This window comes from Cognatazoarcus halotolerans, assembly GCF_009800965.1.
In the GTDB taxonomy this organism is placed as follows: Bacteria; Pseudomonadota; Gammaproteobacteria; order Burkholderiales; family Rhodocyclaceae; genus Cognatazoarcus; species Cognatazoarcus halotolerans.
On sequence record NZ_WUAF01000016.1, the window covers coordinates 54,435 to 66,835 of the forward strand.

General features: G+C 68.2%; 11 protein-coding genes. 7 read left to right on the forward strand and 4 right to left on the reverse strand.

Going from position 1 to position 12,401, the window contains the following annotated elements; genetic code table 11:
- Positions 1–17: 17 nt before the first annotated feature.
- The gene (locus GQB03_RS17845) at positions 18–701 is read left to right on the forward strand and encodes a glutathione S-transferase family protein (protein ID WP_159692276.1); all 684 of its coding nucleotides are present in this window, start codon (positions 18–20) and stop codon (positions 699–701) included.
- Between the two features lie 53 nt (positions 702–754).
- On the opposite strand, the gene GQB03_RS17850 is transcribed toward GQB03_RS17845, so the two are convergent.
- The 4 genes from GQB03_RS17850 to GQB03_RS17865 all read right to left on the reverse strand — a co-directional run bounded on the left by GQB03_RS17850 (position 755) and on the right by GQB03_RS17865 (position 6,117).
- Positions 755–1,813, reverse strand: coding sequence for a lipocalin-like domain-containing protein (locus GQB03_RS17850; RefSeq protein ID WP_159692278.1), 1,059 nt, complete (start codon positions 1,811–1,813; stop codon positions 755–757).
- On the reverse strand, positions 1,813–4,305 hold the full coding sequence (locus tag GQB03_RS17855) for an ABC transporter permease (protein ID WP_159692280.1): 2,493 nt from the start codon (positions 4,303–4,305) through the stop codon (positions 1,813–1,815). Before GQB03_RS17855 ends, GQB03_RS17850 begins: the two co-directional genes overlap by 1 nt.
- The gene (locus GQB03_RS17860) at positions 4,302–4,979 is read right to left on the reverse strand and encodes an ABC transporter ATP-binding protein (RefSeq protein WP_159692282.1); all 678 of its coding nucleotides are present in this window, start codon (positions 4,977–4,979) and stop codon (positions 4,302–4,304) included. Before GQB03_RS17860 ends, GQB03_RS17855 begins: the two co-directional genes overlap by 4 nt.
- 103 nt (positions 4,980–5,082) lie before the next feature.
- A complete protein-coding gene (locus tag GQB03_RS17865; RefSeq protein WP_200832282.1) occupies positions 5,083–6,117 on the reverse strand; it encodes an AraC family transcriptional regulator in 1,035 nt (344 codons plus the stop codon).
- A 108-nt stretch (positions 6,118–6,225) separates the two neighbouring features.
- Between GQB03_RS17865 and GQB03_RS17870 the strand changes: the two genes are divergently transcribed.
- From GQB03_RS17870 to GQB03_RS17895, 6 genes are all read left to right on the forward strand, one after another.
- Positions 6,226–6,993 (forward strand): 3-hydroxyacyl-CoA dehydrogenase, encoded by a 768-nt coding sequence (locus GQB03_RS17870; RefSeq protein ID WP_159692284.1) that lies wholly within the window; start codon positions 6,226–6,228, stop codon positions 6,991–6,993.
- 52 nt (positions 6,994–7,045) lie between these two features.
- Positions 7,046–8,179 carry an acyl-CoA dehydrogenase family protein gene (locus tag GQB03_RS17875; RefSeq protein ID WP_159692286.1) on the forward strand — a complete coding sequence of 378 codons (1,134 nt, stop codon included), beginning with the start codon at positions 7,046–7,048 and terminating at the stop codon, positions 8,177–8,179.
- A gap of 61 nt (positions 8,180–8,240) precedes the next feature.
- Positions 8,241–9,383: a CaiB/BaiF CoA transferase family protein gene (locus GQB03_RS17880; protein ID WP_159692288.1), complete on the forward strand. Its 1,143-nt coding sequence runs from the start codon at positions 8,241–8,243 to the stop codon at positions 9,381–9,383.
- A 439-nt stretch (positions 9,384–9,822) separates the two neighbouring features.
- Positions 9,823–10,260, forward strand: coding sequence for a CBS domain-containing protein (locus tag GQB03_RS17885; RefSeq protein WP_159692290.1), 438 nt, complete (start codon positions 9,823–9,825; stop codon positions 10,258–10,260).
- A 310-nt stretch (positions 10,261–10,570) separates the two neighbouring features.
- Complete coding sequence (locus GQB03_RS17890) at positions 10,571–10,738, forward strand: hypothetical protein (protein WP_159692292.1); 168 nt, start codon at positions 10,571–10,573, stop codon at positions 10,736–10,738.
- Positions 10,739–10,887: 149 nt separating this feature from the next.
- Positions 10,888–12,309 (forward strand): hypothetical protein, encoded by a 1,422-nt coding sequence (locus tag GQB03_RS17895; RefSeq protein ID WP_159692294.1) that lies wholly within the window; start codon positions 10,888–10,890, stop codon positions 12,307–12,309.
- Positions 12,310–12,401 lie beyond the last annotated feature (92 nt).

The window sequence follows — 12,401 nt, forward strand, 5'->3', positions numbered from 1 at the left end:
ACAGAGAGAAAAACACAATGATCAGGTTCTACTACTCACCGGCCCCGAATCCCGCCAAGGTCGCGCTCTTCCTCGAGGAAGCCGGCCTCGCCTACGAAACCATCGCGGTGGACACCCGCAAGGGCGAGCAACACGAGGCCGCCTTCAAGGCCATCAACCCCAATGCCAAGGTTCCGGTGATCGAGGACGGCGAAACGGTGATCTTCGACAGCAACGCGATCCTGCTCTATCTCGCCGAAAAGACCGGCAGATTCATGCCCACGGATCTCGCGGCGCGCGGCCCGATGTATTCCTGGCTGATGTTCGTCGCAAGCGGCATCGGACCGTTCAGCGGTCAGGCGGTGCACTTCAAGCACTACGCGCCGGGCGAACATCCCTACGCACTCAACCGCTACGACTTCGAAGCATGGCGTCACTGGCGAATCATCGATGAGCGGCTTGCCGCACAGCCCTACATGCTCGGCGCGGACTACAGCGTGGTCGACATGGCGGTGTGGGGCTGGGCACGAGCGGTGCCCTTCGTGCTCGGCGAGGAAGCCTGGAAGGCGCTGCCGAACGTCAAGCGCCTGCTCGACGAAATCAACGCCCGTCCGGCTGCGCAGCGCGCCGAAGCGCTCAAGGCGCGCTTCACCTTCAAGGCCGAAATGGACGACGAGGCGCGCAAGGCGATGTTCCCGCAGAACGCACGCCTGCCAGGCTGAATCAGGCTGCGGCGGAGCCCGCCATGCCCGCATGGCGCCCGCCGCAGCGTTCCTCACATCTCGAGCCGCTGCGCGTAGCCGGTCATCTCGAGATAGCCGCGGCCGACCTCCCGGCCGCCCTCGAAAACCCTGACCGCCCCCTCCCAGTAGATCGCCCCGGTACTGCGGCGGCTGTCGAGTTCCTGGTCGTCCATCAGCGGCCGCAGCTCTAGTTCGCGATCTCCGGCGCGTACTCGCCAGGCCACCACATACTCGACATTGGTCCGTGGCGAACGCCAGCGGCGCAGCGGTGTGAAGCTCACCGCTTCACGGTCGAGCGCGCGGTCGCGGCCCATCGCATCGCGCAGCGTCCCCGCGGACCACAGCGCGTCGCCCGTGCGATCGTGCATCCTGAAGGCCATCAAGGCGCCGCCGTCGTCGAGGTTGACGCCAATCCAGTCCCAGCCGCTCGCACCCGCCGGCATGTATTCCGAGGACCACTCCTGGTCCAGCCAGGCCTTGCCGCTCACCGCATGCTCGCGCCCGTCGATCGACAGCGTACCGCGCACCGCGAGTTGCGGCCGGCTGTAGTAGTAGCTGGCGTTCGCTGGATCCGGCGCCTTCTGGCTGAAGCCCTTGTCGCCGTTGAGCATCGCCGGCTGTGTCGGCGTCAACTCCAGGCGGTATGCGAAATCCTGCCCGTTCGCTTCGGCCACATAGCTTCCGTCGGCTTCCTCTAGCCGCCAGTTGCCGACCCAGGCATGGGTACGGTCACGCGCCGCACCAGCAAGCGCGCCCGAGGCGCGCGCGCTGCGCTGCGCATGCAGCAGCCGGCCGTGCTTGGCATCCGCCACCGCGGCGTGCGCAAGGATGAGCTGGGCCGGACTGAAGCGCCCCGGCGCATCTTCGCCGATGCCGCTGCGCACCCTGAAAAAGGTGATCTGGAAGCCGCGCTCCGCACCGGTCTCGTCCTTGATCCAGCCAGTGACATACCACCACTCGGTGCGGAAATCCGGGTGCGCACCCGAGTCGGCCGGCAGCTCGATGGTCCGACCGGGAAGCACCGGCGGGTAGTCCACTGCACGAACCAGTGGCGCGACCAGGAGCAGCAGGACGCACAGCAAGGCGCGCATCACCAGTCCTCCTTCACCGCCATCACCGCCTCCTGGCGCATCGCCTGGCGGCCGGCGAGCACCGCGGCCAGCGCGGCGAGCAGCACCAGCGTGAGGCAAAAGATCGCCAGCGAGGCGAAGGGGATGCGGATATCCATGCTCCAGTGGAAGCTCTGCCGGTTGACCACCTCGATCAGCACCAGCGAGATCGCGCCGCCCACCGCCAGCCCGCCCAGCGCCCCGGCACCCGCGGTGAGCGCCCCTTCGGTGGCGAGCATCAGCCCCACCTGGCGACGGGTGAGGCCGATGTGGCGCAGCATGCCGAACTCCCTGCGCCGCGCCGCGGCCAGCGCGGCAAAGCTCGCCGCCACACCGAAAAGGCCGATCACCACCGCGACCGCCTCTAGCAGATAGGTCACCGCAAAGGTGCGGTCGAAGATGCGCAGGCTCACCGCGCGGATCTCGCCCGCCTGGGCCAGCTCCAGCGTCTGCGCGCCGAAACGTTCGCGGAGCCGCGCCGCCACCGCGCTGGCGGTCTCGCCGTCGGCAAGATGGAGCGCGGCATCGTTGGCGAGCGGATCGCCACTCAGCGCGCGGTAGCGCTCGATGGGGATCATGATCGCGCCGCTCTGGCGGGCGTAGTCGCGCCACACCCCAGCCACCACGAAATCGTGCGGGCTTCCGGCGAGCGGCAGGCGCAGCGTGTCGCCCGGCGCATAGCCGAACAGATCGGCCACTGCCTCCGATATCCACACCGGCGAGCTTGTTTTCACCTGCCTGCCGACCAGCGGCAGCTCGCGACCGTCAGGGCTCAACGATCGGGCGATCAACATCACCGGCGGATGGTCGGCCGACAGGCGCACCGTGTCGTGGCGGATGAAATCGGCCCGTGCCACGCCGGGCGTACCGGCAATACGGGCCTGCGCGGCAGCATCGAAATAACCGCTGCTGCCAGCCCGCGCACCGCGCACATAGAGCTCGGCCGGCAGGATGCGGGCGAGCCAGTCGTCGACCGAGTCACGGAACGAGGCAACCATGATCGCCATCGCCACCGCCAGCGCGGCGCTCGCCAGCACGCCCGCGCCGGCCACCACCACGTGCCCCGGAACCGCGGCGAGCCGCGCGCGCGCCAAGGCAATCGGCACCGCCCGCAGCGGCGCCAGCAGGGCACTCAGATTGGCCGCGAGCTGCGGCAGCACGAACACTCCGGCCGCAAGCAGCAGCGCCACTGCGACATAACCACCCACCGGGATGCCCTGCCAGGCCGGCGCGAGGCACGCCACTGCAGCAAGCGCCGCCGCGCCCACCGCCCACCCCGGATGCCGCCGAGCGCCGGCAAGTCCCGTGGCGTCGCCACCGGCCTTGAGCGCCAGCGCAGGCGACACCTCCGCCGCCTCGCGCGCCGGCAGCCACGCGCCGGCCATGCCGGCCAGCACCCCGAGCACCAGGAACACCGCGGCCACCGCCGGCTCGAAGGCCAGCCGCGGGCTAATGCCGGCGAAATAACCCGCTCCGAGGTCGCCGCCGAGCAGCTTGAGCGCCGCCGCGGCGAGCCCATAGCCCAGCGCCACCCCGGCGAGCCCGCCGACGACGCCGACGATCGCGCCCTCGGCCAGCAGCCAGCGCATCAGCTCGCCGCGCGCCAGGCCGATGGCGCGCAGGAAGGCAAACTCGGTGCGGCGCCGCACCACCGACAAGGCCTGCGTCGAAAACACCAGGAAGCCGCCGGTGACCAGCGCGATGACCGCCAGCATGGTGAGATTGACCCGGTAGGACCGCGACAGCCCCGCTGCCTGCGCCCGCGCCGTCTCGGGTGCGAGCAGTTGAACGCCGGCCGGCATCAACGGCGCCAGCGCCTCGCGGCCGGCGGCAAGCCCCAGCCCCTCGCGCAGGCGCAGGTCGATGCGCGAGAGCCGGCCGCGCAGGCCGAAGTGGCGCTGCACCGCGTCGATGTCCATCACCGCCACCTGCTGGCCGGCCATGCCAGGCACGCCGCCCGCCACCTTGAGCGCCAACGGTTCGAGCCCGGCCTGCAGGGTCAGCGTCCCGCCGAGCGCGAGACCCAGCGCCTGCATGGCCCCGGGCGAGAGGAAGACCGAATCCGGGGTAAGCGTCACCAGGCGCCCTTGGCCCTCGCCGGGCTGCGGCATCAGCGCCGGCTGCACCTCGCCGAGCCGGAACACGTCCACGCCAATCAGCCGCAGGCTGCGCTCGTCGCCGAACAGCCGCGCATCGACCTCGAGCAAGGGGCTGGCCGCGGCCACCTCGGGGCGCAGCGCCACGGTCTCGAACAAGGCATCGTCGAAGCCGCCGCGCGGGCCGACGATCTGCAGGTCAGCCTCGCCCGAGAGCGTGCGCATGCCGTGGTCGAACTCGTCGAGCGCCGCATCGTGGATCACCTGCACCGCCACACCAAGCGCGATGCCGAGTGCAATTGCGAGGATCGACAGCAGAGTGGTGAGCCGCCGGGCGCCGAGGCTGCCGAGGAACACCGGTGCGAGCGCCCGTCTCATTGCGTGTTCGTGACCGGCACCAGGGCGTCGCCGGTGAGCCGCAGTACGCGGTCCGCGGTCGCAGCGGCCTCGTGCGAGTGAGTAACGAGGATGCCGATGGCGCCCGCCGCACGCACGCGCTCCCGCAGCAGCGCCAGCACCTGGCCGGCCCGGTGCGGGTCGAGGTTGCCGGTAGGTTCGTCCGCCAGCACCAGCCGCGGCTTGTGCACCAGCGCCCGCGCAATCGCCACCCGCTGCAATTCGCCGCCGGAGAGTTCGCGCGGCCACCCCGCTTCGCGCCCCGCCAGGCCGACCGCGGCCAGCATCTCGCTCGCCGCACGCATGCTCGATGCGTCCTGCTGCCCCTGCAACCACAGGGGCAAAGCCACGTTCTGGGCCAGCGTCAGGTGCGGCAGCACATGAAAGGCCTGGAAGACGAAGCCCAGTCGGTCGCGACGCCAGCGCGTCAGGCCATCATCGTCCAGCGTCGACAGATCGGTTCCCGATAGCTTGACGGTGCCGCCGTCCGGTCGGTCCAGCCCGGCCACAAGGTTGAGCAGGGTGGACTTGCCGACGCCGGATTCGCCAACGATGGCCACATATTCGCCGGCCTCGAGGCGCAGATCGACCCGGTCGAGTACGGTGCGGCCGCCCGGACCGCCGAAGCGGCGTGTCAGCTGTGAGAGTTCGAGCATGCGTGCGGGCAGGCCTCATCTGAAGGGGGTTTGATTGCCGGTGCCACGATGACGCGTGATGCCCCTTGGGAGCCGTCCGGCGCGGGATAGACTGCGCCTTGCATCAAACGTTCTCCTCGCGGCCACGATAGGAGGCCGGGCTGGCACCGGTCCATTTGCGGAAGGCACGATGAAAGGCGCTGGCTTCGGCAAAACCGATGCGCTGCGCCACCTCGAGCACCGTTGCCTTGCCCTCGCCCAGCAGTTCGATTGCCATGTCGCGCCGCAGAGCGTCCTTGATCTCCCGGTAAGACTGCCCCTCGTCCTCGAGGCGGCGTCGCACGGTCGACGAGGATGCATTGAAGCGACCCGCGAGCGCTTCGAAATCGGGCCAGTCGGCCGGGTCGCTACGGCGCAGCACGCGGCGAATCTGCGCCGCGAGGCTATCTGGATTGCGGTAACGTACCAGGAAGTTGGCCGGCGCGGCGATCAGGAAATCGCGTAACTGTTCCGGGCGTCGCACCACCGGCAGGTTCAGCGCCCCGGCGTCAAAGCGCAGCACGGTCTGTCCCTGGCCGAAGCGTGTCTCGTGGCCGAACAGCACCCGGTACTCGTCACCATGCACCGGTTCAGGCTGGGCGAGATCGGCGCCGATCAACACGATGCGCCGGTCGGTCAGCCAGCAGGCAAGGCCTTGCAGGATGGTCAGCAGGGTGCCATGGGCGAACAGCGGTACCTCGGGATGGCGATCGTGCAGCACCACCGCGGCGCACTCTTCCATGCGCACGAGTTCCGGGCGAGTGTCGTCGAGCACCATGGCAAAAACCTGCAGCGCGCGCCGCATGGCGTGTTCGAGATTGCGGCAGGTGAGCACGCTGTGGCACATCAGGCGGAAACTGCCGCGGCGCATTGGATGCGAATCGAGGCCGAAGAACTCGTCGTCCATGTGGTCGGCGAGCAGACGCCAGAGCGTGGCGTACTGGCGCGGCGACACGCGGGCACGTGGCGCATCGAGCCGTTCGGGCGGAATTCCCGCTGCGGCCAGCATCGGCGCGGGGTCGATGCCGTGCTTGCGCGCGCCGGCAATCGCGTCGTGCACGAAGTGGATCGAGATGCTGCCGCGCGTGCCGTCGAGCTGTTCGTTAATCGAACTCGTCATGTTGCAAATTCTGCCACCAATCCTGGCAGTTTCGGGCATCGCTGAAGCGCGCGCCAGCGACTAGACTTGAGGGCTATTCCAATGACGGTCCATTCGAGGAGACTCCACATGCAGATCCAGGACAGCGTATTCATCGTTACCGGCGCAGCATCGGGCCTTGGCGCGGCAACCGCGCGCATGATCGTCGCGGGCGGCGGCAGGGCAGTGATGGCCGACATGAACGACGAGGCCGGCGCCGCGATGGAGCGAGAGCTGGGCGACAACGCGCTGTTCATCCGCTGCGACATCACCCGCGAGGAAGACGGCGAGGCGGTGATCCGCGCCGCGCTCGACAGCTTCGGGCGCATTGACGGGCTGGTTAACTGCGCTGGCGTGGCGCCGGCCGAGAAGGTCGTCGGCCGCGAAGGCCCGCATCGGCTCGAGAGCTTCGCCAAGGTGGTGAGCATCAACCTGATCGGCACCTTCAACATGCTGCGCCTGGCCGCCAACGCGATGGCGAAGAACGAACCGAACGCCGGCGGTGAGCGCGGCGTGATCGTCAACACCGCTTCGGTCGCAGCCTTCGACGGCCAGATCGGTCAGGCCGCCTACGCCTGCTCCAAGGGCGGCGTCGTGGCGCTGACCCTGCCGGTGGCGCGCGAGCTGGCGCGCAGCGGCATCCGCGTGATGACCATCGCCCCAGGAATCATGGAAACGCCGATGCTGATGGGCATGCCGCAGGACGTTCAGGACGCGCTCGGCAAGATGGTCCCCTTCCCCTCGCGCCTCGGCAAACCCGCCGAATACGCGGCGCTGGTGCGACACATCGCCGAAAACAGCTACCTCAACGGCGAAGTGATCCGCCTCGACGGCTCGATCCGCATGGCTGCCAAGTAAGCGCTACCGACAACAACAAAGTCGCAATCGGAACACCAAAGGAAACCACCACATGATCCTCACCCAGGAACAGGAAATGATCCGCGACTCCATGCGCGCCTTCGCGCAGGAGCGCCTCGCCCCCTTCGCCGCCGAATGGGACCGCGACCACACCTTCCCGGCCGAAGCGCTCAAGGAACTGGGCGAGCTCGGCGCGATGGGCATGGTGGTGCCGGAACATTGGGGTGGCGCCGGCATGGACTACATGAGCCTGGTGCTGACGCTCGAGGAGATCGCGGCCGGCGACGGCGCGACCTCGACGATCGTGTCGGTGCAGAATTCGCTGGCCTGCGGCATTCCCAACCGCTACGGCAACGACGCGCAGAAGGAAGAATGGCTCAAGCCGCTGGCCCGTGGCGAAAAGCTCGGCTGCTTCTGCCTCACCGAGCCGCACACCGGCTCGGATGCGGCGGCGATCACCACCCGCGCGGATCGCGACGGCGACGACTACGTGCTCAACGGCGTCAAGCATTACATCACCACCGGCAAGAATGCGGATGTCGCGATCGTCTTCGCGGTGACCGACAAGGCCGCCGGCAAGAAGGGCATCTCCTGCTTCCTGGTCCCGACCGCGACGCCGGGCTACAAGGTGGCACGCATCGAACGGAAGATGGGCCAGCACGCCTCCGACACCGCGCAGATCGTCTTCGAGGACTGCCGCGTGCCGGCCGGTGCCCTGCTCGGCAAGGAAGGCGAAGGCTACAAGATCGCCCTCTCCAACCTCGAAGCGGGCCGCATCGGCATCGCCGCCCAGTCGGTCGGCATGGCGCGCGCCGCCTTCGAGGCAGCGCTGGCCTACGCCAAGGAGCGCATCACCTTCGGGGTGCCGATCATCGAGCACCAGGCGGTAAACTTCCGCCTCGCCGACATGGCCACCCAGATCGATGCGGCCCGCCTGATGGTGTGGCGTGCGGCGAGCCTCAAGGACGCCGGCAAGCCCTGCCTCACCGAAGCCTCGATGGCCAAGATGTTCGCCTCCGAGATCGCCGAGAAAGTCTGCTCGGCAGCCATCCAGATCCACGGCGGCTGCGGCTACACCGACGAGACGGCGGTCGAGCGCATCGCCCGCGACGTGCGCATCACCCAGATCTACGAAGGCGCCAACGACATCCAGCGCCTCGTCATCGGCCGCGCACTGGCGGCCTGATCCCGACCATCGGGCCGCACACGCGGCCCGGTCACCCGCCTCACCCTTCCGGAGGTCTCCCATGGGCCCGCTCAAAGGCATCCGCGTCATCGAATTCGCCGGGCTCGGCCCCGCTCCCTTCTGCGGCATGATGCTGGCCGACATGGGGGCCGAAGTGGTGCGCATCGACCGCAAGGGCAAAAGCGCCTCGGCCGCCCTGTTCGACCCGGACAAGGACATCCTCAATCGCGGCCGGCGGGCGATCGCGCTCGACCTCAAGCACCCGGAAGGCCTCGCCACCGCGCTGCAGCTCATCGACGGCGCCGAGGTCCTCATCGAGGGTTTTCGCCCCGGCGTGATGGAGCGCCTCGGGCTCGGCCCGGACGTCTGCCTTGCCCGCAATCCGCGGCTGGTGTTCGGCCGCATGACCGGCTGGGGCCAGAGCGGCCCGCTCGCCCATACCGCCGGCCACGACATCAACTATCTCGGCCTGTCCGGCGCGCTCGACGCCATCGGCCGTAGCGACTCGGGTCCGGTGCCGCCGCTCAACCTCGTGGCCGACTTCGGCGGCGGCGCCATGCTGCTGGCGGTGGGTGTGCTTGCCGCGGTGATCGAAGCGCGTAGCTCCGGCAAGGGCCAGGTCGTCGACGCCGCCATGACCGACGGCTGCGCAATGCTCATGGCGATGAACTACACGCTCAAGGCCATGGGCCAATGGACGATGCAGCGCCAAAGCAACTTCCTGGATGGCGGCGCGCACTTCTACGACACCTACGCCTGCGCCGACGGCAAATGGCTCGCGGTCGGCCCCATCGAGCCGCAGTTCTACGCCCTGCTGCTGGAGAAATGCGAAATCGACGATCCACGCTTCGCGCAGCAATGGGACCGTAGCCAATGGCCGGCACTGAAGCAGGTGCTGCGCGAGGTGTTCGCCACCCGCACGCGCGATGCGTGGTGCGCCCTGTTCGCCGGCACGGACGCCTGCATCACCCCGGTGCTCGACATGGACGAGGCCCCGGCGCATCCGCACAATCGCGCCCGCCAGGCCTACGTCGAGCGCGACGGCCTCACTCAGCCCGCTCCCGCCCCGCGCTTCTCGCGCACCCCGTCGGAGCTCGGCGCACCGCCCTTTGCCGATAACGCGCGCGATACCGAAGCGGTGCTCGCCGACTGGGGTTTTTCGCCCGACCGCATCGCCAAATTGCGCGCAGCCAAGGTTCTCTGAGGGCAGCCGCGTCATCGAGCACGCCCCCCGGCGCCGCTCACACCGCCGTCCGTCATCCTCCGGCCGGCTCGGCCTTGACATCGGGACACAGCGCCTATACTGAAACTTGCGTCCGTCATGCCGGCCACCCGCGAAAATGCTCGCAACCGGCATCGACGGGGGCGTCTCCGTGTGGATGAGCTTACGGACGCGACCCGCCGGGAAACTCAACAGGTACGCTCACGATCTGCCGCGCCGGCCCCGAGCACCGGGCCGGCGCGGCAGATCATCGATTTGCGCCCTGCACATTCAGGCAGCTTTCTGGCGCACGGGCCGGCGCACCTTCCATCGATCGCACGCCGGAGACGACACGCTGACCGCACGCCAATCCGGCGCGTGGTCACATCGGGGCATCGCTCGCAATCCGGTCGAGCCCCGTCACCCAACATGGAGGCTTACCATGCCCAACCGCCCTGTCAGCGCAGTCATCACGGATCAGGACTGCGTCACCGTTCCAGCCAGCACCCGCGTGCGCAAGGTCGCGGAATTGATGAAAACACACCGCACCAGCGCAGTGCTGGTGGTCGACGCCCATCGCGAGCGCCTGCTGGGCATCTGCACCGAGCGCGACCTCGTCTTCGGCGTCCTCGCGGAAGCGCTCGACCCGGATGCAACCACCGTGGACAGGGTCATGACGGCGGACCCGCTGTGCATCGCGCCCGACAAGCCCTTTGGCCATGCGCTGCACCTGATGTACGAAAACGGATTCCGCCATGTACCGGTCGTCGACAAGGGCAAGCCACTGGGCATCCTCTGCGCGCGGGACGCACTCGGCTCCGACGCGCTGCAATTCGAAACCGAACTGATCCGCCGCGAGGAGATCACCGTCATCCTCTGAACCGAAACACCGGTTCGCCTCGATTACACGAGACGGCAGACGCAGTTCTGCCGATTTGGGCCAACTCTGCCGCCATGCAGGTGATCGGCCCGCCGGCAGACAATCGGCCTGCCATTCCCAAGCGTCCTCCTGCCCTCGCAGACCCCGGTAGTGTGCGTTCGTACACATTTTTCGGCGTCGAATGCCATCGGCCGACGCGAACCGAACGCGTAACGTGGATTCCGTGCCGACGCAACAGCGCGTTCGCTCCGAGAGGAACGCGCCCTCGGCCGGCACCTCAGCTCTCGCCATTCCAAACCGGAGAACGATCATGCAGGAACTGACAAAGATGGAGCTCGAACAGGTCGCTGGCGGCTTGTCGTGGCGCGGCGTACTCAAGGCCGTGGCAACGGCTGCGGCAGGGGCGGCCGGCGGTCTGGTGTGCGGCGCACCCTGCGCTGCCGCCGCGGTTGCCGCCACGGCAACCGTGCTCAAGTAAGACGCCCGCGGGCGCGGCCGGTGGTCCCCGAGCCACGCGCGCCGCGCCTTGCGGCTTCCTGCGTGGCGCGTCGACGGCGTACGATGCGCCTGACCGGCCTGTCCATTCCGAGATCACTCGGCCGGTGATGCACCCCGGAGGGCAACTTCATGGACGATTCCAGCGAGGTCGGCCATCCAGCTGATGCCGAACTCGACGCCGCACGCCGGCGGGCACGCCCGGTCCTGCTCCTGGTCGTCGCTGCGACACTGGCAATCGCAGCCAGCATGGGCGTGTATATCGGCCAATGGACTCCACCGGCCCTCTTCATCGCCCTTTTCGCGCCCTTTCTGTGGCTGATCCATCGGGGTCATGCGTGGGCACGCCGGCTGATCGCCGCAGCATGTGCAGCCCTCGGGCTGTGGGGGACGGTGCACGGCGTGGGCGAACTCGTCATCTCGTTTGCCGATGTCCAGTCCTTGCTGAACTTCTCCGCCTCCGCCCTGCTGCTGGTCATCGCCGGCAGCCTGCACGCCAGCGAAGCACTGCGCGAACTCGGAGAACTCCGACGCAATCGCGGCCGAGCGGACGACTGGAAATCGGTCAGCCACGCTGCCGTCCCTGCTGACAGCACACCGATCGACCCGCCCGAGCGCAAGGCCATCCTCCGTCACGCCCGCTGGGGCCACCTCGCGAGCATAAGCGTGCTGGTAACCGGCGGAATCGCCTGGCTGCTCTTTGCCGTGTGCACGGTCTGGCTGTGGCAGATCGGCATGGAAGCATTGACCCAGGCCGCCCACGGCATGCAGTCCTCACGCTCGGGGATCACCGGGCTGATCTGGCTCCTCGCCTTTCTGGTGATTGCCGGCTTCGTGCCGGTCTACCTGCTGCTCGGCTACCTGGCGCTGTTTCTCGCACCCTTCATCCTGTCGATGCCGATTGCCCTGCCGCTCGCCATGCGCTGGCGCCAGCCCGCCCGCTTCCTGATCCTGCGGCCCTTCAACCGCCGCGCCCTCAGCCGCGACCTGACACGGATCCTGCGGGACGAAGTGGCCCCGCTCGGCCACTGCTACACCCTCGCCGACGCGGACATCCGCATCCCGCCCCTGCAAAGGCTGCCGCTGCTCTACGGCCAGCTCACCTTCTTCACCTTCCGCCAACGCAAGATCGTCACCCCACGCCACCTCACCGCCCTTTCAGCCGCCATGAAGCAACGCCTGCGCCGCAACATCAACTGGGCCGTGAGCCGCAACAAACTCTTCCCGGTCGCCAGCATGGATGCGGCGTGGCAAGCCTGCGTAGAGCGCATGGTCGGTGAATGCCACGGCGTGGTCATGGACCTCAGCGGTATCAGCGAAAATATCCGCTGGGAACTCGAACTGCTGCGCGACACCGGCGCGGTGAGCAAGACGGTGCTCCTGGTTGGACAGGCCCAGGTAGAGGTTGCACGGACGGCCTTGACTCGCATCTTCGGCGAACCGCCGTCCCTCGTGACCTACGGTCCGGGTGGCCTGGATGCGCCGGGGACGCTTACCGAGCGCCTGCGGTTTGTCCTGAAGCGGGACACGGGAAATTCAGCCTCTTGCGTCTGACGCGCTCCAAGGCGATCAAAGCGAAATCCTCTCGAGCTGCGATCGAAAGACGAACTATTGACAGAGTCTCCACGGGACATTGACGAACAACT